Annotated in this window: 25 protein-coding genes; 12 read left to right on the plus strand and 13 right to left on the minus strand. The window is 56.4% G+C overall.

The window, feature by feature from the left end; genetic code table 11:
- The first annotated feature begins 14 nt into the window (after positions 1 to 14).
- The 3 genes from uhpB (at position 15) to uhpT (ending at position 4,373) form a co-directional block, all read left to right on the plus strand.
- On the plus strand, positions 15 to 1,496 hold the full coding sequence (uhpB, locus tag ABLV78_RS00180; protein WP_161801903.1) for a signal transduction histidine-protein kinase/phosphatase UhpB: 1,482 nt from the start codon (positions 15 to 17) through the stop codon (positions 1,494 to 1,496).
- 11 nt (positions 1,497 to 1,507) lie between these two features.
- Positions 1,508 to 2,836 carry an MFS transporter gene (locus tag ABLV78_RS00185; protein ID WP_047044657.1) on the plus strand — a complete coding sequence of 443 codons (1,329 nt, stop codon included), beginning with the start codon at positions 1,508 to 1,510 and terminating at the stop codon, positions 2,834 to 2,836.
- Between the two features lie 145 nt (positions 2,837 to 2,981).
- On the plus strand, positions 2,982 to 4,373 hold the full coding sequence (uhpT, locus tag ABLV78_RS00190) for a hexose-6-phosphate:phosphate antiporter UhpT (RefSeq protein ID WP_015369067.1): 1,392 nt from the start codon (positions 2,982 to 2,984) through the stop codon (positions 4,371 to 4,373).
- An 80-nt stretch (positions 4,374 to 4,453) separates the two neighbouring features.
- Here uhpT and ABLV78_RS00195 read toward each other — a convergent pair whose 3' ends face one another.
- The gene (locus ABLV78_RS00195; RefSeq protein ID WP_052766964.1) at positions 4,454 to 5,320 is read right to left on the minus strand and encodes a DUF6708 domain-containing protein; all 867 of its coding nucleotides are present in this window, start codon (positions 5,318 to 5,320) and stop codon (positions 4,454 to 4,456) included.
- Positions 5,321 to 5,341: 21 nt separating this feature from the next.
- The gene (locus ABLV78_RS00200) at positions 5,342 to 6,202 is read right to left on the minus strand and encodes a DUF6708 domain-containing protein (RefSeq protein WP_052766965.1); all 861 of its coding nucleotides are present in this window, start codon (positions 6,200 to 6,202) and stop codon (positions 5,342 to 5,344) included.
- 270 nt (positions 6,203 to 6,472) lie between these two features.
- On the opposite strand from ABLV78_RS00200, the gene ABLV78_RS00205 reads away from it, so the two are divergent.
- The gene (locus tag ABLV78_RS00205) at positions 6,473 to 6,925 is read left to right on the plus strand and encodes a DUF1198 domain-containing protein (protein ID WP_047044665.1); all 453 of its coding nucleotides are present in this window, start codon (positions 6,473 to 6,475) and stop codon (positions 6,923 to 6,925) included.
- A 261-nt stretch (positions 6,926 to 7,186) separates the two neighbouring features.
- Positions 7,187 to 8,371: a purine ribonucleoside efflux pump NepI gene (nepI, locus tag ABLV78_RS00210; RefSeq protein ID WP_047044668.1), complete on the plus strand. Its 1,185-nt coding sequence runs from the start codon at positions 7,187 to 7,189 to the stop codon at positions 8,369 to 8,371.
- 5 nt (positions 8,372 to 8,376) lie between these two features.
- Here nepI and phnX read toward each other — a convergent pair whose 3' ends face one another.
- Entirely contained in the window at positions 8,377 to 9,186 is an 810-nt protein-coding gene (phnX, locus tag ABLV78_RS00215; protein WP_025713848.1) for a phosphonoacetaldehyde hydrolase, read from the minus strand.
- 9 nt (positions 9,187 to 9,195) lie between these two features.
- A complete protein-coding gene (gene phnW, locus ABLV78_RS00220) occupies positions 9,196 to 10,299 on the minus strand; it encodes a 2-aminoethylphosphonate--pyruvate transaminase (protein ID WP_047044671.1) in 1,104 nt (367 codons plus the stop codon).
- A 141-nt stretch (positions 10,300 to 10,440) separates the two neighbouring features.
- Here phnW and phnR point away from each other — a divergent pair, with 141 nt between their 5' ends.
- From phnR to phnV, 5 genes are all read left to right on the plus strand, one after another.
- The gene (gene phnR, locus ABLV78_RS00225) at positions 10,441 to 11,160 is read left to right on the plus strand and encodes a phosphonate utilization transcriptional regulator PhnR (protein WP_015369072.1); all 720 of its coding nucleotides are present in this window, start codon (positions 10,441 to 10,443) and stop codon (positions 11,158 to 11,160) included.
- Between the two features lie 178 nt (positions 11,161 to 11,338).
- On the plus strand, positions 11,339 to 12,352 hold the full coding sequence (phnS, locus tag ABLV78_RS00230; protein ID WP_047044674.1) for a 2-aminoethylphosphonate ABC transporter substrate-binding protein: 1,014 nt from the start codon (positions 11,339 to 11,341) through the stop codon (positions 12,350 to 12,352).
- 5 nt (positions 12,353 to 12,357) lie between these two features.
- Entirely contained in the window at positions 12,358 to 13,470 is a 1,113-nt protein-coding gene (gene phnT / locus ABLV78_RS00235; protein WP_047044677.1) for a 2-aminoethylphosphonate ABC transport system ATP-binding subunit PhnT, read from the plus strand.
- On the plus strand, positions 13,470 to 14,330 hold the full coding sequence (gene phnU / locus ABLV78_RS00240; RefSeq protein WP_047044680.1) for a 2-aminoethylphosphonate ABC transporter permease subunit: 861 nt from the start codon (positions 13,470 to 13,472) through the stop codon (positions 14,328 to 14,330). Before phnT ends, phnU begins: the two co-directional genes overlap by 1 nt.
- Positions 14,331 to 14,332: 2 nt before the next feature.
- Positions 14,333 to 15,130, plus strand: a complete 798-nt coding sequence (phnV, locus tag ABLV78_RS00245; protein WP_047044682.1) for a 2-aminoethylphosphonate ABC transport system, membrane component PhnV — start codon at positions 14,333 to 14,335, stop codon at positions 15,128 to 15,130.
- Between the two features lie 226 nt (positions 15,131 to 15,356).
- Here the strand turns inward: phnV and ABLV78_RS00250 are convergent, their stop codons facing one another.
- The 3 genes from ABLV78_RS00250 to ABLV78_RS00260 all read right to left on the minus strand — a co-directional run bounded on the left by ABLV78_RS00250 (position 15,357) and on the right by ABLV78_RS00260 (position 18,666).
- A complete protein-coding gene (locus ABLV78_RS00250) occupies positions 15,357 to 16,736 on the minus strand; it encodes a carbohydrate porin (protein WP_165430615.1) in 1,380 nt (459 codons plus the stop codon).
- A gap of 278 nt (positions 16,737 to 17,014) precedes the next feature.
- On the minus strand, positions 17,015 to 18,340 hold the full coding sequence (locus tag ABLV78_RS00255; RefSeq protein ID WP_047047579.1) for a PTS sugar transporter subunit IIC: 1,326 nt from the start codon (positions 18,338 to 18,340) through the stop codon (positions 17,015 to 17,017).
- A gap of 11 nt (positions 18,341 to 18,351) precedes the next feature.
- Positions 18,352 to 18,666 (minus strand): PTS sugar transporter subunit IIB, encoded by a 315-nt coding sequence (locus ABLV78_RS00260; RefSeq protein ID WP_015369080.1) that lies wholly within the window; start codon positions 18,664 to 18,666, stop codon positions 18,352 to 18,354.
- Positions 18,667 to 18,959: 293 nt separating this feature from the next.
- On the opposite strand from ABLV78_RS00260, the gene ABLV78_RS00265 reads away from it, so the two are divergent.
- A complete protein-coding gene (locus ABLV78_RS00265) occupies positions 18,960 to 19,895 on the plus strand; it encodes a LacI family DNA-binding transcriptional regulator (RefSeq protein WP_047047582.1) in 936 nt (311 codons plus the stop codon).
- Between the two features lie 27 nt (positions 19,896 to 19,922).
- On the opposite strand, the gene ABLV78_RS00270 is transcribed toward ABLV78_RS00265, so the two are convergent.
- From ABLV78_RS00270 to ABLV78_RS00285, 4 genes are all read right to left on the minus strand, one after another.
- Positions 19,923 to 20,492, minus strand: coding sequence for a hypothetical protein (locus ABLV78_RS00270; RefSeq protein WP_047048044.1), 570 nt, complete (start codon positions 20,490 to 20,492; stop codon positions 19,923 to 19,925).
- A gap of 27 nt (positions 20,493 to 20,519) precedes the next feature.
- Positions 20,520 to 20,810 (minus strand): YicS family protein, encoded by a 291-nt coding sequence (locus ABLV78_RS00275; RefSeq protein ID WP_045390509.1) that lies wholly within the window; start codon positions 20,808 to 20,810, stop codon positions 20,520 to 20,522.
- Positions 20,811 to 20,911: 101 nt separating this feature from the next.
- The gene (locus ABLV78_RS00280) at positions 20,912 to 21,814 is read right to left on the minus strand and encodes an EamA family transporter (RefSeq protein WP_015369087.1); all 903 of its coding nucleotides are present in this window, start codon (positions 21,812 to 21,814) and stop codon (positions 20,912 to 20,914) included.
- Positions 21,815 to 21,877: 63 nt separating this feature from the next.
- The gene (locus ABLV78_RS00285; protein ID WP_047047585.1) at positions 21,878 to 22,783 is read right to left on the minus strand and encodes an AraC family transcriptional regulator; all 906 of its coding nucleotides are present in this window, start codon (positions 22,781 to 22,783) and stop codon (positions 21,878 to 21,880) included.
- Between the two features lie 116 nt (positions 22,784 to 22,899).
- Between ABLV78_RS00285 and ABLV78_RS00290 the strand changes: the two genes are divergently transcribed.
- Complete coding sequence (locus tag ABLV78_RS00290; RefSeq protein ID WP_015369089.1) at positions 22,900 to 23,436, plus strand: carboxymuconolactone decarboxylase family protein; 537 nt, start codon at positions 22,900 to 22,902, stop codon at positions 23,434 to 23,436.
- 19 nt (positions 23,437 to 23,455) lie between these two features.
- Here the strand turns inward: ABLV78_RS00290 and ABLV78_RS00295 are convergent, their stop codons facing one another.
- Together ABLV78_RS00295 and ABLV78_RS00300 are read right to left on the minus strand one after the other, a co-directional pair.
- The gene (locus ABLV78_RS00295) at positions 23,456 to 23,926 is read right to left on the minus strand and encodes a nuclear transport factor 2 family protein (protein WP_015369090.1); all 471 of its coding nucleotides are present in this window, start codon (positions 23,924 to 23,926) and stop codon (positions 23,456 to 23,458) included.
- Entirely contained in the window at positions 23,926 to 24,555 is a 630-nt protein-coding gene (locus tag ABLV78_RS00300; RefSeq protein WP_015703862.1) for a pyridoxamine 5'-phosphate oxidase family protein, read from the minus strand. The genes ABLV78_RS00295 and ABLV78_RS00300 overlap by 1 nt, the downstream gene beginning before the upstream one ends.
- Between the last annotated feature and the right edge of the window lie 23 nt (positions 24,556 to 24,578).

Genomic DNA, 24,578 nt, shown 5'->3' on the forward strand with positions numbered 1-24,578 from the left:
CCATCGTCTCACGGTTGCTGTCGGTGATCGGCTGCGCCTTTATCTTCTCAGCCGCCTGGTTCTGCCTGTGGAGCATCAGTCTGCATCTGGTGGAACGCGCGGACCTGGCGGTGCTGCTGTTTCCCTTTGGCCTGCGTTTAGGGCTAATGCTGCAATGCCCGCGTGGCTACTGGCCGGTGCTGCTGGGAGCCGAGTGGCTGCTTATCTTTTGGCTGGCACAGGAAGTGGCGCTGGCGCACCCGATAATATTGATGACCGGAAGTCTGCTGACCCTGCTGCCGGTAGCGTTGATTTCACGCTATCGCCATCAGCGCGACTGGCTGACATTATTGCGCCAGGGCGGGGCGCTGATCGCCGCCTCGCTGCTGCAATCGCTGCCGTGGTTGGCACAAGGGAGCGAAGGATTGACCGCGCTGTTGTTGACGCTGACCGGCGGCCTGACGCTGGCGCCGACGTGCCTGGTTATCTGGCACTATCTTACCAGCACCGTCTGGCGGCCGCTGGGACCGTCGCTGGTGTCGCAGCCGGTTAACTGGCGCGGCCGGCATCTGATCTGGTACCTGCTGCTCTTTACCGTCAGCCTGTGGCTACAGCTCGGGTTGCCCGCCGAACTCTCCCGCTTTACCCCTTTTTGTCTGGCGCTGCCGATTATCGCTCTCGCCTGGCACTACGGCTGGCAGGGGGCGCTGATCGCCACCCTGATGAACGCCATCGCGCTGATCGCCAGCCAGACCTGGCACGATCACCCGGTTGATTTATTGCTTTCCCTGCTGGCCCAGAGCCTGACCGGACTGCTGCTGGGGGCGGGGATCCAGCGATTGCGCGAGCTTAACCTGTCGCTACAGAACGAGCTGGCGCGTAATCGGCGGCTGGCGGAACGCCTGCTGGAAACGGAAGAGAGCGTGCGGCGCGACGTGGCGCGCGAGCTCCACGATGATATTGGTCAGACTATCACAGCAATTCGCACCCAGGCGGGGATCGTGCAGCGTCTGGCGCCACACAACGGTAGCGTACGGCAGAGCGGTCAGTTGATAGAACAACTGTCGCTGGGGGTTTACGACTCCGTGCGAAGACTGCTTGGTCGTCTGCGTCCGCGCCAGCTTGACGATCTGCCGCTTGAACAGGCGATACGTTCGTTGATGCGCGAAATGGAACTGGAAGACCGCGGTATCGTCAGCCATCTCGAATGGCGGATTAACGAGGCGGGGCTGAGCGAAAACCAGCGCGTGACGCTGTTTCGCGTTTGCCAGGAGGGACTGAATAATATCGTCAAGCACGCCAGCGCCAGCGCCGTCACCCTCCAGGGCTGGCAGCAGGATGGGCGATTGATGTTGGTGCTGGAGGATGACGGCTGCGGCCTGCCGCCGGGGTCGAATCTGCAGGGGTTCGGCCTGACCGGCATGCGTGAACGCGTGACCGCGCTGGGCGGTACGTTAACTATCTCCTGCACACACGGTACCCGCGTGTGCGTCAATCTACCGCTGCGTTACGCCTGAAAGGAGCGCCGATGTTTGCCTTTTTAAAAGCGCCGCCGGACGCCGCGCCAATTAGCGATAAACGCGAGCTGGACGAGCGTTATCGTTACTGGCGTCGACATATTCTGATCACTATCTGGCTTGGTTACGCGCTATTTTATTTCACCCGCAAAAGCTTTAATGCCGCAGTACCTGAAATTCTTGCCAGCAATGTGCTGACCCGCAGCGATATCGGCCTGCTGGCCACGCTGTTTTACATCACTTACGGACTGTCGAAATTTTTCTCCGGTATCGTCAGCGACCGCTCCGACGCCCGCTATTTTATGGGGCTGGGACTCATCGCCACCGGGGTGGTGAATATTCTGTTCGGTTTTTCCACCTCGCTGTGGGCTTTCGCGCTGCTATGGGCGCTGAATGCCTTCTTCCAGGGCTGGGGCTCGCCGGTGTGCGCCCGGCTGCTGACGGCCTGGTATTCGCGGACCGAACGCGGCGGCTGGTGGGCGCTGTGGAATACCGCGCATAACGTCGGCGGCGCGCTGATCCCGATGGTCGTGGGGGCGGCGGCGCTGCACTACGGCTGGCGTGCGGGGATGACGATTGCCGGCTGTCTGGCGATCCTCGCCGGACTGTATCTGTGCTGGCGGCTGCGCGATCGCCCGCAGGCGGTGGGGTTACCCGCCGTAGGCGACTGGCGTCACGATGCGCTGGAAATCGCCCAGCAGCAGGAAGGCGCAGGGCTGACGCGCAAAGAGATCCTGACCCGCTACGTATTGGCCAATCCCTATATCTGGCTGTTATCGCTGTGCTATGTGCTGGTGTACGTGGTGCGGGCGGCGATTAACGACTGGGGCAATCTGTATATGTCGGAGACGCTTGGCGTCGATCTGGTGACCGCTAACTCGGCGGTGACCATGTTTGAGCTGGGCGGTTTTATCGGCGCGCTGGTGGCGGGGTGGGGCTCGGATAAGCTGTTTAACGGCAATCGCGGGCCGATGAACCTGATTTTCGCCGCCGGAATTTTGCTGTCGGTTGGCGGGCTGTGGCTGATGCCGTTCGCCAGCTATGTCATGCAGGCGGCCTGCTTCTTCACCACCGGATTCTTCGTCTTCGGCCCGCAGATGCTGATCGGCATGGCGGCGGCGGAATGTTCGCATAAAGAAGCCGCCGGGGCGGCGACCGGGTTTGTCGGCCTGTTCGCTTATCTTGGCGCCTCGCTTTCCGGCTGGCCGCTGGCGCAGGTGATGGATATCTGGCACTGGACCGGATTCTTCGTGGTGATTGCGATTGCCGCCGGCATTTCCGCGCTGCTGCTGCTGCCGTTTTTAAACGCGCAGGCGCCGCGTACCGCCAGCGAAGCGTGATGTAGCTCACCCTTTCGCCGCGAACGGGGCAAAACTAAGAAATTTTCCCGGTTTCACCTGGACGCCGTCTCAGGCCAGACGGCGCGCTGGTTTTTACAATGCCTGGTTATGACGCAGGCATAAAAAATCAGCTCAGGAGATACCCATGCTGGCCTTTCTGAATCAGGTGCGCAAGCCGACCCTGGATCTGCCGCTCGACGTGCGGCGCAAAATGTGGTTCAAACCTTTCATGCAGTCCTACCTGGTGGTCTTCATCGGCTACCTGACCATGTATCTGATCCGCAAGAACTTTAACATCGCTCAGAACGACATGATCTCCACCTACGGGTTGAGCATGACGCAACTGGGGATGATTGGCCTGGGCTTTTCCATTACCTACGGCGTGGGCAAGACGCTGGTCTCTTATTATGCCGACGGTAAAAACACCAAGCAGTTCCTGCCGTTTATGCTGATCCTCTCCGCTATCTGTATGCTGGGCTTTAGCGCCAGCATGGGGGCGGGTTCAACCAGCCTGTTCCTGATGATCGCCTTCTATGCGCTGAGCGGTTTCTTCCAGAGCACCGGCGGCTCGTGCAGCTATTCCACCATCACCAAGTGGACGCCCAGACGCAAACGCGGCACCTTCCTCGGCTTCTGGAATATCTCCCACAACCTCGGCGGCGCGGGCGCGGCGGGCGTGGCGCTGTTTGGCGCCAACTATCTGTTCGACGGCCATGTGATAGGCATGTTTATCTTCCCGTCGATTATTGCGCTGATCGTTGGCTTTATTGGCCTGCGCTACGGTAGCGACTCTCCGGAATCCTACGGCCTCGGCACGGCGGAAGAGCTGTTTGGCGAAGCGATCAGCGAAGAGGACAAAGAGACTGAAGAAAATGCGATGACCAAGTGGCAGATCTTTGTTGAGTACGTGCTGAAAAACAAAGTGATCTGGCTGCTGTGTTTCTCCAACATCTTCCTCTACGTGGTGCGTATCGGTATCGATCAGTGGTCCACCGTGTATGCCTTCCAGGAGCTGAAGCTGTCTAAAGAGGTGGCGATTCAGGGCTTTACCCTGTTTGAAGTCGGCGCGCTGGTTGGCACGCTACTGTGGGGCTGGTTGTCGGACTTGGCCAATGGCCGCCGCGCGCTGGTAGCCTGCGTCGCGCTGGCGTTGATTATCGCCACTCTCGGGGTTTACCAACATGCCAGCAACCAGTACGTCTATCTGGCCTCGTTGTTTGCGCTGGGCTTCCTGGTGTTTGGTCCGCAGCTGTTAATTGGCGTCGCCGCCGTCGGCTTTGTGCCGAAAAAAGCGATCGGCGCCGCCGATGGAATCAAGGGCACCTTCGCCTATCTGATCGGCGATAGCTTCGCCAAACTGGGGCTCGGGATGATCGCCGACGGCACGCCGGTCTTCGGCCTGACCGGCTGGGCCGGCACCTTTGCGGCGCTGGACGCCGCCGCCATCGGCTGTATCTGCCTGATGGCCATCGTGGCTATCTTCGAAGAGCGTAAAATTCGCCGCGAGAAAAAGAATCGAGTTTTGCAGACTGCCTGAGTCATCAGGTAATGGGTAACCTTGCCCGGCCATTGCGCCGGGCTTTTTTATAGGGTTTTCTGGGCGGCAAACGCATTAAATTAGTCGGCGATTTTTTCATATTCTTCTAACGATGACGCGGTAGATTTTTTAAGCATCGCCCCCGGCCATTCGACTTTGCGCCCGTAAATACCTACGTTAGGATTGACGGTCATATCTAACATCTCGTCTTTGAAATCCATATAGTGGTTAACCCAAGCCCAGAGTTTATAGTTATTAAAATATTCAGACTCAATAATAGTTTTTTCTGAAATAAGCGTAAATGTGTCGGCAATGTTTTCATTTTGATAAACATGGCAGCAAATACACGACCTTTGCTGATAAAAATCATAATAGCCTTTTATAGAATCCCAGGAGAATTCTTTGTATTCTGGCCGGGTCCGTTTATAGAATGGAAAGCGGGTTCTGGCTTTATAGTTGCGGTTCGGTCTTTGGATCAGTACAAAAAAAACGTATTCGCAAATATAAACTTTTCCTGTTTTTCGATTAAAACGAATTGGGTAATGTCGTGGCGAAAAGAAGCAGTAATTTACTGCAAATGAGGAGAAATAAGCTATGGTCAATATAATAATGACGCCAAAATGGATAGTGAGTGTTAGCAGGAGTTCACTTTTCTCTTGCCAAAAAAAAGCCGCGTAACTTTTGAAATCGAAAATCATATAGTATAAAAACATAATGATTCCCAAACATGATAAAATAACCAAAGGTAATAGCATAATGATATAGAGAATGTTCATCCCATAAAATGAAGAGTGATTGCGAGTGATTTCACAATAGTCATCATTAACATAGGATAATTTCCCCGCATGCGTTAACTTATTTGTATCGCCTGGAGTCTCTGCGATAAGGTTTTTAAGTTCCGTGTCGGTAATTTGCTTTGCTAAATAATGGTTCTGGATCGGGAGCATATGCATTCCTTTGCCTATTGACTATGATACCGTTTCGGTGATTTTTTCATATTCATCTAATGATGACACCGTAGATTTCTTAAGTATCACCTCAGGCCATTCGACTTTGCGCCCGTAAATACCCACGTTAGGATTGACGGTCATATCTAATATCTCGTCTTTGAAATCCATATAGCTACTGATCCACAGCCATAGTTTATAGTTATTCAACAGCATTGTTTCTGTTCCCATATCACCCGTAGTGAGTGTAAAGGAGTCAACGATGCTGTTGTTTTCATATACATGACAGTTAAGTCGCGCGTTATTATTCGAAAACTGACAAATTCCTTTAATATCGCTCCAGGCAAATTCTTTGTATTCAGGTTTTGTCTTTTTATAGAAAGGATGGTGGAAGAAAAATGTATAGGGCTGAGTATGAAATAAATCATGGAGAATATACTCATAAACATAAACTTTCCCAGTTTTGCGATTAAAACGGATTGGATAATGCCTGGGAGCGAAAACTGAGTAATTTACCAGTGCTGCTAAAGGAAAGGCCAGTGCGAATAATACTAATATTGTAAAATGTAAAATCAGTGTCACTTGTTGTTTGTTTGGGTCGGCCCAGAATGAGTCAATATACCATTCAAAATCAAAAGCTGCTTCATATAAAAACGCAATGACCCCAAGAAATATCAATATAACCATTGGTAAGAACAATGCAATGCACAGAATATTCATGCCATAAAATGATGTGTAGTTACGAGTTATTTCGCAATAATCATCATTTACACAGGAGAGTTTACCCGCGTGCGTGAGTTTATCTGTATTACTTCTCGTCTCGGCATTGAGTCTGGCAAGGCCATCGTCATCTATATGTTTTGCTAAATAGGTGTGTTGCATAATATGCATTCCGTTGCTTGATAAGGGTAGTGAATCCATAAAAGGATAACATGCTTAATTATTACAGTGCAAAAATAGCAATTCATAGATTAAGCTAATTACATTAATGCGAATATTTGTTTTTAATATATTGTTTCTTTATGTCAGTATGATTGATTAATTCGTTAAAACTATAAAGTAACGCGATAAGTCACATTATGGTTCGTCCGACAGTCGACAGCAGGCAAATTCCCATTATGATAGTGAGGCTGCGATTGGATGAGAGGATGCATGATCTGGATAGGACTGGCCACCCTGATAGTGGTATTTGTTGTGGGATTTCGGGTGCTTACCTCTGATTCACGCCGCGCGATTCGTCGCCTGAGCGAACGCCTTGGCATTACGCCTGTTCCGTTGGAATCGATGATCGATCAGCTGGGAAAAACCGCCGGTAATGAGTATTTGCGTTACCTGGAGCGGCCGAATGAAGCACATCTGCAGAATGCCGCGCAGGTGCTGCTCATCTGGCAGGTGGCGATTGTCGACGCCAGCGAAAAAAACCTGCATTACTGGTATCGCCTGATGCAAAAAGCGCGATTAGCGGCGCCGATTACCGACGCGCAGATCCGCCTGGCGCAAGGTTTTCTGCGCGAGCTGGACCCGGAAGTGAGCGATTTACATAACCTACAGCAGCGCTATAACGACCTGTTTCTCCCGGAAGACGGCGTGCACTGGCTGCACTGATCTCATTGTTATCCGGCCTGTGGTTCATCGCTTTTGTGTGCCGGATGGCGGCTGCGCCTTATCCGGCCTACGGTTTACGCACTCGTCACTTGTAGGCCGGATAAGCGTAAGCGCCATCCGGCAGAATGACGAGGCCTGTATTCTCAGGCTACGCTTTTATAGTACGTTATGAAAAGCGAGAAGAGTTGCGAAAACGTTAAGTACGTCACATACAAAATGTTACACTGCGCAGCTTTCCGCCACTTTCTTCGCAGGTCACTCATGAGTCATTCAAATGAAACCAAACCCCATGCACGCGATCTCGCGCGGCCAAACTGGTCGGCGGTCTTCGCGGTTGCTTTCTGCGTCGCCTGCCTGATTACCGTCGAGTTTTTGCCGGTCAGCCTGTTAACGCCGATGGCGCTGGATTTAGGCATCTCCGAAGGGATGGCCGGGCAGTCGGTGACGACGACGGCATTCGTCGCGATGTTTTCCAGTCTGTTTATCACCACGGTTATCGGCAAAACCGATCGCCGCTACGTGGTTATCCTGTTTTCGCTGCTGCTGACGCTATCCTGCCTGCTGGTATCGTTTGCCGATAGCTTCACCCTGCTGCTGCTGGGACGCGCCTGTCTGGGCCTGGCGCTCGGCGGTTTCTGGGCGATGTCGGCATCGCTGACCATGCGTCTGGTGCCGATGCGCGTGGTGCCGAAAGCGCTATCGATTATCTTCGGCGCGGTATCAATCGCGCTGGTGATCGCCGCCCCATTGGGCAGTTTCCTTGGCGGGCTTATCGGCTGGCGCAACGTCTTTAACGGCGCGGCGGTGATGGGCGTGCTGTGTACGCTCTGGGTGCTGAAAGCGCTGCCGTCGCTGCCGGGTGAATCGGCGGCTCAGCAGCAAAATATGTTTGGTCTGCTGAAGCGTCCGGGGGTGATGGCCGGGATGTGCGCCATTTTCATGGCCTTTGCCGGACAGTTCGCCTTCTTTACCTATATTCGCCCGGTTTACATGACCCTCGCCGGTTTTGACGTCGACGGCCTGACGCTGGTGCTGCTGAGCTTTGGTATCGCCAGCTTTATCGGCACCTCGCTCTCCTCGGTAGTGCTGAAGCGCTCGGTCAAAGCGGCGCTGGCGATTTCGCCGCTGGTGCTGACAGCCTGCGCGGCGGCGCTGGTACTGTGGGGAGAAAGCAAAATCGTCGCCTCGACGGTGGCGATTATCTGGGGCTTCGCGTTTGCGCTGATCCCGGTGGGGTGGTCAACGTGGATCACCCGTTCGCTCTCCGATCAGGCGGAAAAAGCCGGGTCGATTCAGGTGGCGGTGATCCAGCTTGCCAACACCTGCGGCGCCGCGGTCGGCGGTGTTGCGCTCGACCACTTAGGGATGCTGTCGCCGCTGGTGTTGTCAGGAATATTAATGCTGTTTACCGGCTTGCTGGTGACGACCAAAGTGAAGGTGAATTAACCCGCTTACGGCCGTTCGCCTTTTGCCAGCCGGGCGTTGATGTCGGCAATCACTTCCGGCAGATCCGCCAGGGTATCAACCACATAGTGAGCCCCGGCGGCATACAGTTTGCCTGCCGCCCGCTCGCGACGGGTGGCGATTTCCTCTTTCGACATCGCCTGGTACTCCTCCCAGGTAGCGCCGAATTCGTTACCGGACACCGCCAGGCCGACGCTCCACATTCCGGCATGTAACCCTTCGCTGATGCCCGGTGCGGCGTCGTCGACCTTCACGCAGTGGGCCACATCGTCTATGCCCAGGGTAATCACGTTCTGCAGCGCCATCCACGGGCCCGGACGACCGCCGACGGCAAGATCATCGGTGGCGACCCAGTGGTCCGGGGCGTAGCCCTGGGCGGCGGCGGCCGGTACCAGCTTTTCCATCACCGGGCGCGGATAACCCGAGCAGGAGCCAATCTTCAGACCCTCGGCGCGCAGCGCGGCGAGGGTGTCGACAACGCCGGCAATCGGTGCGGAAAAATCGACAACCTTAGCGATTTGTAGCGGCATAAACGCGGCATAGATCGCATCGATATCGGCGGCAGTCATCGCGCGGCCAAATTTGGCCTGCCAGCGGCTATCGACAGCAGGGAGTTTGCCCAGCGCCTCAATGTGCTGCCACTTGCCAAGCCCCATTGGCACGCGGGCCTCTTCAAGGGTGATCTCAATATCGAAGGCCTGGCGGAAGGCCTCGACGAAAATTTGCGTCGGGGCGAAAGAGCCGAAGTCTACGGTGGTGCCTGCCCAGTCAAGGATCAGTGCGCTAATACGGTTCATGGCGGTTCCTTATTGTTTCCAGTACATGGCGTTGTCGATAGCCGCCAGCAGGGCGGTGATATCGGCGTCGTAGACTTCGCCAATGTTGCCGATGCGGAAGCAGTCGCTTTGCGATACTTTGCCCGGATAGATAACGAAGCCCTGATCTTTCAGCTTCTGGTAGAAGGTGTGAAAGCGGTACTGCGGCGCATCCGGTGAATAAAAGGCGGTAATAATCGGCGAGTGCAGGCTATCGTCGAGCAGCGGCCGGAAGCCGAGTGCGCGCATTCCGGCGACCAGCCGGCGCTGGTTGTTGCGGTAACGCCGATGGCGGGCGCTGACGCCGCCTTCCTGCGCTAGCTCTTTCAGCGCCTGGGCGAAGGCCAGCACGGTATGCGTCGGCGAGGTGAAGCGCCACTTACCGTGGTTATCTTCCATGCAGCGCCACTGGGCGTACAGATCCAGAGACAGCGAGCGTGAACGGCCTTTGCAGGCGGCCAGCTCCGCTTCGCGGGCAATCACGAAGGCAAAGCCCGGTACGCCCTGAATGCATTTGTTGGCGGAGCTTATCAGGTAATCAATATTCAGCGCGGCGATATCCAACGGAATGCCGCCAAAGCTGCTCATCGCATCGACGATATAGCGTTTATCGTACCGTTTCGCCAGTTCGGCCACCTCGTCGATCGGATTCAGCATGCCGGTGGTGGTTTCGCTATGTACCATCGCGATATGGGTGATCGCCGGGTCGTTCTGCAGGATCTGTTCGATCGCCGCCGCATCAGGGCGTGCGACTTCGCCGCAGTCGTAAGGGTGGCAGGCGATACCCATCAGTTGCGCCATCTCAATCATACGCGCGCCATAGGCGCCATTGCTGACGATCAGCACTTTGCCCTGTTCGCCTATGACGCTGCCGAGTACCGCTTCGACCGCGTAGCTGCCGCTACCCTGCAGCAGCACCGCTGTATAACCGTCGGCCGGGGTAGCCAACTGCACCAGCTGCTGGCGAATGGTCTGTACCACGCCGAGATTGTAATCATCATCCCAGGTACAGCTATCGAACAACATCGCCTCTTTCACCGTACGGGAGGTGGTTAACGGGCCGGGGGTCAGCAGCAGGTAGTTCCGTGAAGTCATTTGTCTCACCATTTGGTCTATACCAGATTTATATTTATCATGGAGACAAAGCCGGGGCAGGGTCAAAGGAAATGTGGCGCTGCAACAAAAAATTCATCTGGCTATGTATAATGAGCGCACGAAAAGTGGCAGTGAGTAAACATGAAATCACCCTCTGGCGAGATGCCGCAATACCTGATGATTAAGGCGCAGCTGCAGGCGCGTATTCAAAACGGCGCGTTGAAAAGCGGCGATAAGCTGCCTTCCGAGCGCGAACTGTGCGCGCTGTTCAACACGACCCGGATTACGGTACGCGAGAGCCTGGCGCAACTGGAGGCCAGCGGCGTGATTTACCGCGCCGACCGCCGCGGCTGGTTCGTGACGCCGGAGCGTCTGTGGTTGGATCCGACGCAAAATACCAACTTCCACAAGCTGTGTCTCGAGCAGGGGCGCGAACCGAAAACGGTGCTGCTTGAAGGACGCTTAACCGCCGTGCCGTTGGACGTGATGGCCCCGCTGGCGCTGCAGCCCTTCGATCAGGTTTACCTGCTGACGCGTCTGCGCTATGCCGACGGCCGGCCGGTGTGCTACTGCGAAAACCACTGCCTGCCCGCGCGGGTGCCTGAGCTGCTGCGCCACGATCTCAACGGCAGTCTGACCGAGATTTATCAAACTCAGTACGACCTGATCTATACCAGTATGCATTTGTCGTTTTATCCCACCTCAATGCCGCCGCAGGCCGCAGAGGCGTTGGGGGTGATGGAAGGGCGCCCGGCGCTGCTGTTGCGCCGGCTGAATTACGATCAACACGGGCGTATTCTCGATTACGATATTGAATACTGGCGGCATGACAGCCTGCGGATCGAAGTTGATACCCATTGATTTTATTGGTTAAATTTTTTGATCTCCCCGGGGCGCTAGCGCGTGCCGGGGCTATGCACTTCCCCTCGTTTTAACTCTTTCGACACACTTCTTTCATCGTTTTGTCATAAACCCCCGGTAGCGTGAAGGCAAATCTGGTCTACACCAGAATAACTGACTATCCGATGAGGCTTATACGATGAAACTCTCCCGACTTGCTCTGCTGTCCCTGTTCGCGCTGACCAGCTCTCCGGTTTGGGCAGACGGCGTCGTCACGGTTTACTCCGCCGACGGCCTGCATGACGGCGATAACAGCTGGTATCAGAGCCAGTTCGCCGCCTTCACCAAAGCGACGGGCATCAAAGTGCAGTATGTGGAAGGCGGCTCCGGCGCGATCGTTGAACGTCTGGCGAAGGAGCGTACCAATCCACAGGCTGATGTGCTGGTCACGGTGCCGCCGTTTATCCAGCGCGCCGCGAAAGAGCAATTGCTGGCAACCTTTACCCCGCAAGGTAGCGCGCAGATCCCCGGCGCTAACGACCGCTACGCGCCGCTGGTGAACAACTATCTGACCTTTATCTATAACGGCCAGTTGCTGAAAAGCGCGCCGGCCAGCTGGCAGGATCTGCTGGATAGCCGCTACAAGAACAAGTTGCAGTACTCCACGCCGGGGCAGGCGGGCGACGGTACCGCGGTGATGCTGCAGGCGTTCCACAGCCTCGGCGGTAAAGACGCCGGTTTTGCGTATCTGGGTAAGCTACAGGCCAATAATGTTGGCCCATCGGCCTCGACCGGCAAGCTGACGGCGCTGGTCAACAAAGGCGAGCTGTACGTCGCCAATGGCGATCTGCAGATGAACCTGTCGCAGATGGCGCGTAACCCGAACGTTAAAATTTTCTGGCCGGCGGATGACAAAGGCGAGCGCAGCGCGCTGGCGCTGCCCTACACCATCGGGCTGGTGCAGAACGGGCCGAACAGCGAAAACGGCAAGAAGCTGATCAATTTCCTGCTGGATAAACCGGCGCAATCCAGCGTCAGCGCGCGCTCCTGGGGCCTGCCGGTACGCAGCGACGTGGCGCCGGATGACGCTAACTTTAAGGCGGCGAAAGCGGCGCTCGACGGCGTAAAGAGCTGGGAGCCGAACTGGGATGATGTCGCGGTATCGCTGTCGGCTGACATTGCCCGCTGGCACCAAGTGACCGATAGCGAGTAAACCTGATGTTGATGAAAACCACCGTCACTCCTTCCCCGTCGCTGGCGGGGACTTCCGGGATCACCCTGGACTCGCTGCGCGTTTCATACCACGGCAACGTGGTCTTAAAACCGCTGTCATTGACCATTGAACCCGGTGAGGTACTGGCGCTGATAGGCCCTTCCGGTTCCGGGAAAACCACGGTGCTGCGGGCGATCGCCGGTTTTGTGCAACCGGCTGGCGGTCGAATTGTGATCGGCGATACTGACGTCACCCAGCTGCCGCCGTATCAACGCGGGCTGGCGATGGTGGTGCAGAACTACGCGCTGTTTCCGCATATGAAGGTAGAAGATAACGTCGCCTTCGGCCTGCGGGCGCAAAAGCAGCCCAGGGCGCTTATCGCCGAGCGGGTGGCTGAAGCCTTAAAAATCGTCGGTATGGCGGATTACGCCACCCGCTACCCGCATCAGCTTTCCGGCGGCCAGCAGCAGCGCGTCGCGATAGCCCGCGCGATTGCCGTGCGTCCTCGGGTACTGTTGCTTGATGAACCGCTGTCGGCGCTGGATGCGCAAATTCGTCATAACATGGTGGAAGAGATTGCCCGTCTGCATCGCGAACTGCCGGAACTGACCATTCTCTACGTCACCCACGATCAGACCGAAGCGCTGACTCTGGCGGATAAAATCGGCATCATGAAAGACGGTTCGCTGATTGCCCACGGTGAAACGCACGAGCTGTACCACTATCCGCCGAACCGCTTTAGCGCCGAATTCCTCGGCCGCGCCAATATCCTGCAGGCGACGGCGCTGAAGGACAGTACCGAGCCGGGGCTGGTTAGCGTGAGCTGCGGCGGCGGCCTGATTAACGCCTTCAGCCGGGGCGGCCTGCATGGCAACAACAAGCTGTTATGCATTCGCCCGCAGCACATGAGCCTGGCGCCGCGTTCAGCGATGAGTAATCGTCTCAACGCCACCCTGACCTCGATACACTGGCAGGGCGATCTGACGCATCTGCTGTGCGACGTCGCCGGCGAAGCGGTGCGGATCGTCATGACCCACGTGAACCCACTGCCGCGCGCGGGGGACAAGCTGGCGCTCTACTTCGAACCTGGCGATGCGGTTCTGATCGAGGTGCAATAATGGCGCAAACCCTAACGCTTGCGCGTCCGGCGCGAAACTTACGGCCTTACCTGTGGCTGGCATTGCCGCTGCTGGTGCTGGCGACGCTATTTTTCTATCCGCTACTGCTGATCGCCGAACAGGCATTACGTGACGCCAGCGGCAATCTAAGCCTCGAAACTTTCTGGCAGGTGATTGACTCAAAACGCTTTATTGGCGCGCTGCTCAATACCTTACAGATTGCGGTGTTCGCTACCCTTGGCTGCCTGGTACTCGGCAGCGTGCTGGCGCTGATTCTGGTGTTTATTCCGTTCCCCGGCAGCCAACTGGTGAGCCGGGTCATTGATACGTTTATCGCGCTGCCGACCTTCCTGATTACCCTCGCATTCACCTTTATTTACGGCTCGGCGGGGCTGCTCAACGGCACCCTGATGTCGTTGTTTGCTTTTGAGCTGCCGCCGGTGGACTTTCTCTATTCGATCAACGGCGTGATTCTGGCGGAGATCACCGTCTTTACGCCGCTGGTGATGCGCCCGTTGATGGCGGGACTGCGGCAGATAGATAAGAGCCAGCTGGAAGCGGCGAGTATTCTCGGCGCTCACCCGTTACGGGTGATTACCCAGGTTATCTTCCCGGCGGCGCTACCGGCGCTGATGGCGGGCGGCAGCCTTTGCCTGCTGTTGACCACTAACGAGTTCGGTATCGTGCTGTTTATTGGCGCCAAAGGAGTTAATACCCTGCCGATGATGGTCTACAGCAAGGCGATTCTGGAGTCGGATTACAGCGTGGCCTGCATGATTGCGCTGATTAATATTCTGCTGTCGCTGGGGCTGTTTATGCTCTATCGGCTGGCGGCGGCGCGCACTGGCGTAAGGAGTTAACGATGTTGATTTGGTCGCGTAAAGGCCGCGCGGCGGCGGGCGCGCTGGCGGTGACGCTATTTGCCGGCGTTTTCCTGCTGCCGCTGGCGGTGATTTTGCTCTCCAGCCTGAGTAAACAATGGAACGGCCTGCTGCCCACCGGCTTTACCTTTGCCCACTTTGTTAACGCCTTTCGCGGCGCGGCGTGGGATTCGCTGTTTTCGAGCCTGATGGTGGGTTTCTGCGCCAGCCTTCTAGCGCTGCTGTGCGGGATGTGGGCGGCGCTGGCGCTGCGCCAGTATGGCGCGAAGTTACAGAAATATCTTGGTCTGGCGTTTTATCTGCCCAGCGCTATCCCCTCGGTTTCCGTCGGACTGGGCATTCTGGTGGCATTTAGTCAGGGGCCGCTGCAGATGAACGGTACCTTCTTTATCGTTCTGGCGGCGCACTTTGTACTGATTTCCGCCTTTACCTTCAGCAACGTAACGACCGGGCTGGCGCGGATTTCCGCCGATATTGAAAACGTCGCCTCAAGCCTGGGCGCTTCGCCGTGGTATCGCCTGCGCCATGTGACGCTGCCGCTGATGACGCCGTGGATGATTTCAGCGCTGGCGCTGAGCCTATCGCTGTCGATGGGAGAGCTAGGGGCAACGGTGATGATCTATCCGCCGGGCTGGACGACGCTGCCGGTGGCCATTTTCAGCCTCACCGATCGCGGTAATATCGCCGATGGCTCGGCGCTGACCATTGTGCTGGTGGGCGTCACGCTGCTGTTGATGATGAAGCTTGAGCGCATCGCCCGCCGATTAAGCCAGAGATAATTTGTACCCGGAGCTGTAGCCCGGCTCAGCGTAGCGCTAGCCGGGAATCGGATTGCCTCAGCGCTGTAGCCCCGGTAAGCGGCAGCGCCACCGGGGATTTTGAGGCCGCCAACAGCGGCAGTTTCAGCCAGCATGGTGAATAAATTAAAGGCAGGCCGCACGGACCGTAGGCCGGATAAGGCATTTATGCCGCTATCCGGCATAAATGCGGACACAGGTTATTGCCTCAGAACCATGCCTCAAACATGCCGCCGATGTTTAACGAATCCAGCCGCTCGTCGCTGGTGTCGTTGACCTTCGCGGTGTGCTCGTTATCCACCTGGCCGCCGGTAACATAGAAGCGCAGCATCGGGCGGAACTCGGGCCCCATGCCGATGGCGATGTTCTGCGACAGCGTCAGCTTCCAGCCGTGGTTATCCCCGCCCTGGTCGTAGTCAACGCGCTGGTAGCCCGCTTCCAGCCACGTCGAGTGAACGTCGTTCCAGAAGTACATTGGCCGGACGATCGCGCCGTAGTTTTTACGGTTATCGGTATTGTCCTTGCCGTTGTCGTAATCGTGGAAGGCCAGCAGATACTCGATCTGCGCCTGCTGGGTGAACTTATGGCTGCCCTCGAAGCTGGCGTAGACCGTGGTCAGGTCATCGGTCTTGTTGTAGACGCTGTTATCCGAGTTGTCGGAGTAGCGCAGAATAACTTTGTTCACCCCGCTGTCATTGCTATGGCTCAGTACCAGCCCGCCCTGCCAGGCATCGAGGCGCGCGTCGCTGTCCACCGCTTTTGAGTCAAAGCCGTAGTTGGCATATACCTCGACGTCGATCGGCCCGGCCTTGATGTTGTGGGTTTTGGTGGTCAACGCGTAGTGGCCGTTGTCGCCGGTATCGGAGCTGCCGGTACAGGTGATGCGCGACGGGTTGGTCTCGTCGGCCATCACTTCCGGGCTACAGGATTTCACCTGCGACACCGTCGCCACGTCGAACTGCACGCCGCCGATATCGAAGTTCTTCACCCCGGCGCCCTGGCCGTCGTGGTTCATCCAGAAGTAGTCGTTGATCCCCTGTTGTGGGCGCTGGTGGAAGTCGCGACCGGCCCAGATATAGGCGTTGGGGTTAGATTCGAGGACGTTGGTGACGCCGACGTAGGCTTTTTTCAGGTTAACCTCGTCGCTCCAGTGGTCAAACATGACGTTGAGATCCCAGATGGCCCCCTGCGCGCTTTTGAACGCTTTGCTGATCTGGAATTCGCCGCCGTTGCTTTCATTACCGAGACGGCCGATCGCCGAGGCGCCGTTATAGGAGCCGTCGACGCCGACATATTTCTGGTCGCCGGTCTGGAAGTGGGCGCCATAGCGGGCGTAACCGCTAAATTTCAGGCCGAAAGGGATCGCCAGATCCGGCGAAGCCGCGGTGGTTTGCGGGTTGGTCATCACGTCGACTTTTTTATTGGCGGCGGCGTCGATTTTGGCCTGGCGGTCGGCCAGCGCTTTATCGACGGCTTTCGCGACGATGGCGTCGATCTGCTCCTGGGTAAACTCCTGCGCCAGTACGGAAATTGGGCACAGCGCGGCGATAACCGCCATGGCCAATGGCAGCTTTTTAACTGTATTCATGGTTATCTCACTTTAATAATTAATATATGCAGACAATAACCGCCCCATTCTGGTTAAAATAAAAATAACCAAAATAAGCTGATTTGTTTTTTTCAGGGTACAGCTACGCCGGAGAATAAATATCTTATTCTCAGTGGCGAAATTTAACGACTAATACAGAGTGATTAATTTATTAGAAAATAGATCATAATATTTCCTGAGGTTATTGAGTTTATAATCAGGTCATTTGGCGAAAATCCCTTTTCCGCATAAATTCATATTTTCAGGTAAGACAATAATTACTGGCTAACGGCTCCGGCGACAGCTGCGACGCTTTTCGCCTTTTCCACTTCATTCTTTATTAATGAACGCTCATAGGCACGCAGGAATGGCAGATAAATCACCGCCGACATCACCATGCAGATAACGCACATCACCACCGGGCTTAAGGTCCAGTTAGCCGCCCACGAGGCGCCAATCGGCGCGGGCGTCGTCCACGGCGTCAGCGACACCACCTGGCTCAGCCAGCCAAGACGGGTTGCGCCGTAAGCCAGCACCGCGTTAACCATCGGCACGCAGACGAAGGGGATAAACATCATTGGGTTCATGATGATCGGCGCGCCGAACAGAATCGGTTCGTTGATATTAAAGAAGCTCGGCACGATGCCCATTTTGCCGATAGTCCGCAGATGCGTGACCCGGCTACGCAGCAGCAGGAAGGCCAGCGGCAGGGTCGAACCGACGCCGCCAATCAGCAAATAGTGATCCCAGAAGCCCTGCAGGTAAACGTGCGGCAGCGCCGCGCCGGCCGCCAGCGCCGCCTGGTTTGCCGACAGATTGGCCATCCAGAACGGGTTCATAATGCCGGTGACGATAAGCGAGCCGTGAATACCGGCGAACCAGAAAATCTGGCACATCAGCACCGACAGCAGAATCGCCGGCAGCGAATCGGAAGCGGAGACCAGCGGTTCCAGCAGATGCATAATCGCCTGCGGCAGGATCATGCCGGTTTGCGCTTCAATGAACAGGTTGAGCGGATGCAGAGTACCGATGACCACCAGTACCGGAATGAGGATCTCAAATGAACGGGCGACGCCGGTCGGCACCTCTTTCGGCAGGCGAATGGTCACGTTGTTTTGCTTAAGCCAGGCGTAAACGCGGGTGGAGTAGAGGGCGGTGATCAGCGCGGTGAAAATGCCCTGGCCGGATAAATACTGAGTAGAAATTTTGCCATCGGCATAGGGCGCGGCGACCAGCAGGAAGGCCATAAACGCCAGCAGGCCTGACATGACCGGATCGAGCTGGAACTGGCGTCCGAGGCTGGCGCCGATGCCGACCGAGATAAAGAAGGTCATGACGCCCATGCTGAGATTAAACGGCAACATCAGCTGTTCACGGTACTGCTGGGAAAAATCCAGCCAGCCGCGGGCAAAACCGTTAGTGGTCTCCGGCGAGAAAGGCGGAAAGATAAATACCAGCATGAAAGAGCCGATGATCATGAACGGCAATGCGGCGGTAAAGCCATCGCGGATGGCGATTACATATTTCTGTTGCCCAAGGCGTCCTGCCAGCGGAGTAATAGACTGCTCGATCACGGCAATCATCGACTGATACAGAGAACTCATTTGAACACCTCTTAGTGCGCCGCGGCGATCAGCGACAGGGCATAATTCAGAACGTTATCTCCCCGCTGCATTCCGTAATCCATCGTATCGATAGGCTGGACGGGAATATTCAGGGGAGCGGCTTTCTCGCTAAGCATTTTCAGCATGTATTTGACCTGCGGGCCAAGCAGCACCACCTGGTATTGCGGAAACTGCATATCAAATTCGGCAACGCCATAGGCGTCAATCTGCACCGGCAGGTCGCGTTCCTTTGCGGCATCCACCATTTTCCTCACCAGCAGGCTGGTGGACATTCCGGCGGAGCAGCACAGCATAATCTTGTACATCGACGGCTTTCCTCATATGTAAAAAGTTATTGCGAGGATGATTTGATATCAGACGGAAACCGGTTTCCATTTATAAAAAACAGAACTGTGAGCGCGGTCAATAACTCACCGTTAGCGGCCTTACTAATTAGATTTTGCTCACAAAATAATGTCGATTTGGCGTGGTTTTTTGCCGAAATGGAAAATCGGTTTCCAAATAAAAAAGGAAACGGCTATACTGCCGCTGGTTATAATTGAAGCGATTCAGGACACAGCGTTACAGGGGCCTAACCGCGCCTGCCAGGGGAAAAAAGATGTCGACAATCAATGATGTATCACGGTTAGCCGGGGTATCGAAAGCCACGGTTTCGCGCGTGCTGAGCGGTTCGCGCGGGGTAAAAGAGGCCAGCCGCCAGGCGGTGCTGCAGGCGGCGGAAACGCTTAACTACCGGCCCAATATGATTGCCCAATCCTTACTGAGCCAGTCGACGGGCTGTATCGGCGTGATTTGCGCGCAGGACAACATCAATCAGACCACCAGCTATCTCTACGCCCTGGAAAAACAGCTCAGCCAGCATCAGAAACATCTACTGCTGCGCTTCGCCAATAACCGCGGCGACGTATTAAGTGCGCTGGATGAACTTACCTGTGGCCTGTGCGATGACGTGCTGATCATCGGCGCGCGCTTTCCGCTGCAGATCGAGCGCCCCGATGTGGTGCTGATTGATTGTCTGGAAAGCGATGGCGAGAACAGTATTCAGTTTGATCACGCCTTCGCCGCGGAAACTGCCTGTCATTATCTGATTAATCAGGGGCGGCGGCAGATTGCGCTGATCCATCCGCAGGGGAGCGGCTTTGCCGACCAGGTGCTGCTGGGCTATAAGCATGCGCTGGAAAAGAACTTCCTGCCGTTTAATCGCAACCTGGTCTTCCTGGACTGCCCCTCGTCGTCGGTGGCGGTGCAGGAGCTGATGAATAACGCCACTACCCTGAACTTTAATGCGCTGTTGGTGAGTGATGAACTGCAGGCGCAGCGGGTAGTGCCGCAGCTGCAGGCGTTTAACCGCGCGGTGCCGGAAAAAGTAATGGTCTTCAGTCTCGCGGGTTCGCTGCAGATGCCGGGTATTCCGACCATCCCGGCGATTGAGTATTCGATGGATGCGATGGCTTCGCGGATCGTCAACTGGCTGATCGGCAAAAGCCCGCAGCCCGGCGGCAGCCTGCTGCGCGGCGACTTAATTATTCCCTAATATCGGGCCAGGTTACGGGTCGCGCATTTAGCGCGTGAGTTTGATTAACTGGCGCCACGCGCGGTTATGCAGCGTGAACAACAGCATCTTATAAAAGGCGGTGGAATGGATACAGACGCCGCTGAGCAGCAACATAATGACGCCCACCAGTGCCGCTGTTAGATTAACTCCCGGGTAAGAGGCGTCACTCAGTGCGTAAAGCAGGTAGACCACCGTTAATACCAGACTCATCACCGCTAACATAATATGCACTCGCACGGCGCGCATGCTGCCTTTGCCGATCATAAACATCGTGATGCCGTTGATACCAGCGATCAGCAACGAAATCAGCACTACCCACGCAAACACGCTTTCGGCAGGCTGATGGAGTACGCTCAGGATGCAGTAGCCTAACCACAACTGCGGAATAGCAAGACTGATAGTTATTCCGAGCGTGCTAAATGCTGCCGGGATCCCCATGGTATGGATTCCTACAGGCGCCCCCATTTCTGCGGCAAGCTGTGCCTTCAACTGTTGCAACTGCATAGTGCTGGCTTTGCTCATGCTGAGCGCCACGTCGTGACAGTGCTGCAGGCGGTGGGGTAGTACTTTAAACATATGAATATCCGCCTGCATCACTGCGGGTTATTTACCCGGGCAGCGAATTTTATCAATGGCGGCCAGATAGCCTTTTTGATTATTGCGCTCTTTCGCCAGCGTCGCTTCGCGAACGTAACTCTGGTTGTCTTTCGAGGCGAGGATTTTATTGGCGAAATCGTTATCGCTGAGGGTGCTCGCCGGGGCGCATTTTTCCTTCACCGCTTTCAACACTTGCTGTTTTTGCTGCTCAAACTGCAGGCTTTGCAGCGGCGATTCGGCCCACGCCGCGCTGGCGCTAAGAGCAGTAACCAGACACAACATCCAACACGCTTTCATGGCGCTTCTCCTTCACTTTTCGCTTCAGTCAACTATATGCGCAGCAGGTGAATTGCGCAAATGTTAGACATTTTTTGTTGTTTAAAATCAGACGATTGCTATTACGCCGCGCGTACCCGCCGCCGGGAATCCACCGCGATAAGAATGACCGAAGAGAGAATCAACAGCGTCCCCAGCCAGTCCGGCAGAGTAAAGGTAATGCCCAATAGCAAGAGAGAGAGCAGGGCGCTGCTCAGCGGCTCGGCGCAGCTGAGGATCCCGGCTTTTGCGCCGCCAATTTTCTGAGCGCCGTTGAGATACAGGCTGAAAGTCAGCGAGGTGCCGATCACCACGAGATAGAAAAACGCCAGCAGCAGACGGCCGTTCACCACAAAGTTCGCGCTCTGGCTGCCATAAAACGGCAACAGCATCGCCCCGCCAATCAGCATGCTCCAGCCGACGATCGGCAGTGTGCCGTAGCGGGCGATAAGCGTTGAGGGATAGGTGGTATAAAACGCCGCCGCGAAGGCAGAAGCGATCCCCCAGAACAGCGCCGCCGGCGAGATGGAGAGCGAGGTCGGGTTGCCGTGGGTGACCAGCAGGAAGGTGCCGGCAAGCGAGGTGCCAATCGCCAGCAGCACAAAGGGACTAGGCCGCGCCTTACGCGCCAGCGCGAACCAGGCGACGATAATCGTCGGCGACAAAAACTGTAGCACCGTGGCGGTGGCGGCGTTCGACTTCTCGATAGTCATCAGGAAGGTGTACTGCACGGTTAACGCGCCGACCAGCGAGAAAAACAGCAGGCTAAGGGCATCTTTGCGGTTTTGCATGACGCGGAAAATTTTGTCGCCGTGAACGAAAGCGAGCATCAGCAAAATCAGCCCGGCGAACAGCAGGCGGATCATGGTCAGATAGGGCGATGACATCTGACTTTGCTGCATAATGTACTGCGCGCAGACCCCGGAACTGCCCCACAGGACCGCGGCGATCAATACGTTCAACATCCCTCTTTTGCTGGAACCCATTTTTCCCTCGCGTGAAATAGCGCAAAGCAGGAATCATAGCACGGTGATGACGCGGCGCGCGCTTTACTGCCGACGCCACTCGCCCGGCGTCATGCCGTAGTGTTTTTTAAAGGTTTTCGCAAATGAAGCCTGTGATTGAAAACCGCAGCGTTCGGCAATCACTTCCAGCCGCGCCTGGCGATCGAGATGCAGCAGGCGAGCGGCCATCGCCATCCGTAGCTGCGACAGCCACGCCTGCGGCGTCAGATGATAGACGCGGGCAAAATGGCGGGCGAAGGTGGCGCGCGATAAAAACGCCCGCGCCGCCATGCTCTCGATAGTCCACGGCTGTTCCGGCGCGGCCAGCACCGCGAGAACGGCCGGCATCAGCCGCGTATCGCTCATCAGGCGCAACAGGCCGCCCGGCGGCTCCTGCGCGCCGAGCAGGGTACGTAACAGCAGCACCAGCAGCGTATCGCCAAGGCTGCGCACGATAGCGCTGCCGCCGGGATGTTCCGCCAGGCTTTCGCGTACCAGCACGTTAAGCAAAATATCCAGCTCCGGGCAATCTTCGCGCTCATCGGTATGTAAATGGATCAGCGCCGACTCTTCGGCGAACAGCCAGTTGACGTGCGGGCCGAAGTAAAACTCGCCGCACAGCATCTCCAGCGCGTCGCTTTCCACGGCGGTACGCACTTCCGTTAGCGTGCCGTTAAAGCGATGGGCGACGGGCAGTACCTGACCCCACTCCACCAGGCTCTCCATCAGATGCGGCGAACCGTGCGGCAGCAGGATCACGTCGCCGGCGCGCATGTGGCGGGTTTGATGACCGACGGTTAGGCGCCCTTCGCCGCGCAACACAAAGTGCCACGGCACCACGCCCGCTCGCATTTGATCGTGTCCGGCCTGCCAGCGGCCGCCGAAACGGCAATGCAGATTCACTTCGCAACGCGGGGCCAGCAGCGTCAACAGATGGCTCAAACTATCCATGCGACTCCTGAGACGATAAGACAAAAAAATGAGACGAAGAGCGCCAGTCTAGCACGTCGCCGACCACTAAGATGTCTCCATTGCCACAACATACCCTCAAATAACAGGAGTACACCATGAGCCGTTTAGCCGATATCCGTGAACAAGATGCCACCGGTAAAGCCGCCGATATTTTCGCCGGAATTAAAAAAGCGATGGGTAAAGTGCCGAATGCCTATCTGACCATCGGCGGCCACTCGCCGGCGGCGCTGCAGCAGGCGCTGGCGCACAACGCGATGCTGCATAAAAGCAGCCTCAGCGCGCAGGAGCTGGAGGCGATTAATTTATCGGTCAGCGAAGCGACCGGCTGTGATTACTGCCTGGCCGCCCATACCCTGATGGCCAAAAAAGCGGGCTTCAGCGGCGAGCAAATCCACGCCCTGCGCCGCGGCGAGTATACGGAAGATGCGCGCCTGGACGCGCTGGTGAAATTCGCCCAAACCCTGGTGACCACCACCGGTACGCTGCCGGAAGCGGACGTCGCCGCGCTGCGTCACGCCGGTTTTAGCGACCAGCAGGTGATTGAGATCATCAGCGCCGTCAGCGCCATCTTGTTCACCAACATGGTGAACCGGGTTAACGACACGGTAGTGGACTTCCCGAAAGCCGATTAACCCGTCGTCGCGCGCCTGTTTACAGTCCCAATTCGCTTAGCCCCGGATGATCGTCAGGGCGGCGACCCTGGGGCCAGTGGAACAGGCGCTCGCTTTCCGCGATCGGCAAATCGTTGATGCAGGCGTAGCGCGTGGACATTAGCCCGTGCTCATCAAACTGCCAGTTTTCATTGCCGTATGAACGAAACCAGTTGCCGCTGTCGTCGCACCACTCGTAGGCAAAGCGTACGGCGATGCGATTATCCTGCCACGCCCAAAGCTCCTTAATCAGCCGGTATTGTAGCTCTTTACGCCATTTTCGCTGCAGAAACGCCACGATTTGCCCCCGTCCGTGGACAAATTCGCTGCGGTTGCGCCATTCGCTATCCACGGTATAAGCCAGCGCGACTTTTTGCGCATCGCGGCTGTTCCAGCCATCTTCGGCGGCGCGCACCTTCTGCACGGCGCTGTCGCGGGTAAACGGCGGTAACGGGGGACGTTGTTCGCTCATCAAAACTCTCCTTTTGGGGATAATTGTTGCTGCAGGCGCTGATTCTCCTGCTCCAGTTCATGAATACGCTCTTGCAGGCTCTGGCTGTATTCCGCGACCTGCTGTGCGCTGTAGCGCGGCGTAATGTGCTGCGGGCAGTTCCAGTCAAAAGCCTGCAGATGAAAACGAAACAGGCGTTCGATGCGGGCGCGATAGTTTGTCGGCGTCACTAATGCCAGCAGCTCAGGCTGCTCTTCCGCCGCCAGCACCTCGACGGTGACGTAGATTTTCAGCCTGGCACGGCGCGGGTAATCCATCAAAAAGAGGCAGGCCCGGTCGCTGCCGCGCAGGTTGCCGGTGGTGATGTACTGGCGATTACCGCCGAAATCGGCCATGGCCAGCGTGGTGTCATCCAGCAGGCGCAGAAAACCCGGCGGGCCGCCGCGATGCTGAATGTAGGGCCAGCCGCTTTGCGACACCGTCGCCAGATAAAAACTGTCGCGGGTAGCGATCATCCCCTCTTCGCTGGCGCCGAAGCGATCCGCCTGACGGCGGCTGTGCGGCGTTTGCCACAGCTGGTCGCTGCCCATTTCATGTTGCACATCCATGACATCCGGGGTGATAGCGATATCGAGAAAGGTTGCTGCCATAACGCCTCCTGAAGGTAGGGGGC

It is taken from the genome of Klebsiella sp. CN_Kp075, assembly GCF_040065055.2.
GTDB classification, from domain to species: domain Bacteria; phylum Pseudomonadota; class Gammaproteobacteria; order Enterobacterales; family Enterobacteriaceae; genus Klebsiella; species Klebsiella aerogenes.

Bases quoted from the DNA above. Each gene is read 5' to 3' on its own strand.
- ABLV78_RS00185 (WP_047044657.1), top strand. From the start codon at position 1,508: ATGTTTGCCTTTTTAAAAGCGCCGCCGGACGCCGCGCCAATTAGCGAT.
- uhpT (WP_015369067.1), top strand. From the start codon at position 2,982: ATGCTGGCCTTTCTGAATCAGGTGCGCAAGCCGACCCTGGATCTGCCG.
- ABLV78_RS00195 (WP_052766964.1), bottom strand. From the start codon at position 5,320: ATGCTCCCGATCCAGAACCATTATTTAGCAAAGCAAATTACCGACACG.
- ABLV78_RS00200 (WP_052766965.1), bottom strand. From the start codon at position 6,202: ATGCAACACACCTATTTAGCAAAACATATAGATGACGATGGCCTTGCC.
- ABLV78_RS00205 (WP_047044665.1), top strand. From the start codon at position 6,473: ATGATCTGGATAGGACTGGCCACCCTGATAGTGGTATTTGTTGTGGGA.
- nepI (WP_047044668.1), top strand. From the start codon at position 7,187: ATGAGTCATTCAAATGAAACCAAACCCCATGCACGCGATCTCGCGCGG.
- phnX (WP_025713848.1), bottom strand. From the start codon at position 9,186: ATGAACCGTATTAGCGCACTGATCCTTGACTGGGCAGGCACCACCGTA.
- phnW (WP_047044671.1), bottom strand. From the start codon at position 10,299: ATGACTTCACGGAACTACCTGCTGCTGACCCCCGGCCCGTTAACCACC.
- phnR (WP_015369072.1), top strand. From the start codon at position 10,441: ATGAAATCACCCTCTGGCGAGATGCCGCAATACCTGATGATTAAGGCG.
- phnS (WP_047044674.1), top strand. From the start codon at position 11,339: ATGAAACTCTCCCGACTTGCTCTGCTGTCCCTGTTCGCGCTGACCAGC.
- phnT (WP_047044677.1), top strand. From the start codon at position 12,358: ATGTTGATGAAAACCACCGTCACTCCTTCCCCGTCGCTGGCGGGGACT.
- phnU (WP_047044680.1), top strand. From the start codon at position 13,470: ATGGCGCAAACCCTAACGCTTGCGCGTCCGGCGCGAAACTTACGGCCT.
- phnV (WP_047044682.1), top strand. From the start codon at position 14,333: ATGTTGATTTGGTCGCGTAAAGGCCGCGCGGCGGCGGGCGCGCTGGCG.
- ABLV78_RS00250 (WP_165430615.1), bottom strand. From the start codon at position 16,736: ATGAATACAGTTAAAAAGCTGCCATTGGCCATGGCGGTTATCGCCGCG.
- ABLV78_RS00255 (WP_047047579.1), bottom strand. From the start codon at position 18,340: ATGAGTTCTCTGTATCAGTCGATGATTGCCGTGATCGAGCAGTCTATT.
- ABLV78_RS00260 (WP_015369080.1), bottom strand. From the start codon at position 18,666: ATGTACAAGATTATGCTGTGCTGCTCCGCCGGAATGTCCACCAGCCTG.
- ABLV78_RS00265 (WP_047047582.1), top strand. From the start codon at position 18,960: ATGTCGACAATCAATGATGTATCACGGTTAGCCGGGGTATCGAAAGCC.
- ABLV78_RS00270 (WP_047048044.1), bottom strand. From the start codon at position 20,492: ATGTTTAAAGTACTACCCCACCGCCTGCAGCACTGTCACGACGTGGCG.
- ABLV78_RS00275 (WP_045390509.1), bottom strand. From the start codon at position 20,810: ATGAAAGCGTGTTGGATGTTGTGTCTGGTTACTGCTCTTAGCGCCAGC.
- ABLV78_RS00280 (WP_015369087.1), bottom strand. From the start codon at position 21,814: ATGGGTTCCAGCAAAAGAGGGATGTTGAACGTATTGATCGCCGCGGTC.
- ABLV78_RS00285 (WP_047047585.1), bottom strand. From the start codon at position 22,783: ATGGATAGTTTGAGCCATCTGTTGACGCTGCTGGCCCCGCGTTGCGAA.
- ABLV78_RS00290 (WP_015369089.1), top strand. From the start codon at position 22,900: ATGAGCCGTTTAGCCGATATCCGTGAACAAGATGCCACCGGTAAAGCC.
- ABLV78_RS00295 (WP_015369090.1), bottom strand. From the start codon at position 23,926: ATGAGCGAACAACGTCCCCCGTTACCGCCGTTTACCCGCGACAGCGCC.
- ABLV78_RS00300 (WP_015703862.1), bottom strand. From the start codon at position 24,555: ATGGCAGCAACCTTTCTCGATATCGCTATCACCCCGGATGTCATGGAT.